Genomic DNA, 1034 nt, shown 5'->3' on the forward strand with positions numbered 1-1034 from the left:
TGATCTTCCCCCGAAAAAATGGACAGGGTTAAGCTGCTTTTAGCTCCATCTCGATCGGGCTGATATAGCCGATGGCGGAGTGACGACGCTTTCGATTGTAGAAGCCCTCGATGTAAGCAAAGATATCACGTCTGGCTTCCTCACGTGTTTCATAATGCTGCTGATGGACGAGTTCTGTTTTGAGCGTGTGGAAGAAACTCTCCATCGGCGCGTTATCGTAACGATCGGCCTTGCGGCTCATCGAGGCTCGAAAACCGGCGGACTGCATCATCTTCCGATAGTCCGTCGAAGCATATTGAACGCCACGATCTGAATGGTGGATCAAGCCGGCGCCAGGCCGCTGTGTCGCAATGGCCATCGCTAGGGCCGCCATCGGCAGTTCGGCGCGCAAATGATCTGCCATCGCCCAGCCGACGATTTTGCGGCTGTAGAGATCCATCAGCGTGGCCAGATAGAGCCAGCCCTGCTCGGTCTCGACGTAGGTGATGTCGGCGAGCCAGATCTGGTTCGGAGCAGTGGCGATGAAGTTGCGCTCGAGAAGATCCGGGGCGATCGGCAGGTCGTGACGGCTGTCGGTGGTCCGCACCCGGCGTGGCTTCGCCATGATGGCCCTGATGCCATGGCGGCGCATCAATCGCTCGATGCGACCGCGGCTGGCCCCGCGGCCATGAGCCCTCAACTCGGCATGGACACGCGGGCTGCCATAGCGGCCATTGGTGTCGCGGTGAACCCGCCTGATGTCGTCGATGAGCTCACGATTGGCGGCGGATCGCTGGCTCTCCGGGCGCGAGCGCCAGGCATAATAGCCGGCCGGCGAGACACCGAGCACGTCGCACATGATCATCACCGGATAGTCGGCGCGGCGATCTTCGATGAAGCGGAATCTCATTTCGGAACTCCAGCAAAGATCGCAATGGACTTTTTTAAAATATCGCGCTCCATGCGCAGCCGCTCGTTCTCCCGCTGCAAACGCGCGATCTCCGCCGCGTGGTCCGCCGACGGCAGCGTCGCCTGCGTTGTGGGGCGCCGCGTCG

General features: G+C 60.5%; 1 pseudogene. It reads right to left on the reverse strand.

The window, feature by feature from the left end:
• Positions 1-28: 28 nt before the first annotated feature.
• A pseudogene (locus HCN50_RS32980) lies at positions 29-1034 on the reverse strand (IS3 family transposase); the annotation flags it as partial.

Source organism: Bradyrhizobium archetypum (assembly GCF_013114835.1).
Taxonomy (GTDB): domain Bacteria; phylum Pseudomonadota; class Alphaproteobacteria; order Rhizobiales; family Xanthobacteraceae; genus Bradyrhizobium; species Bradyrhizobium archetypum.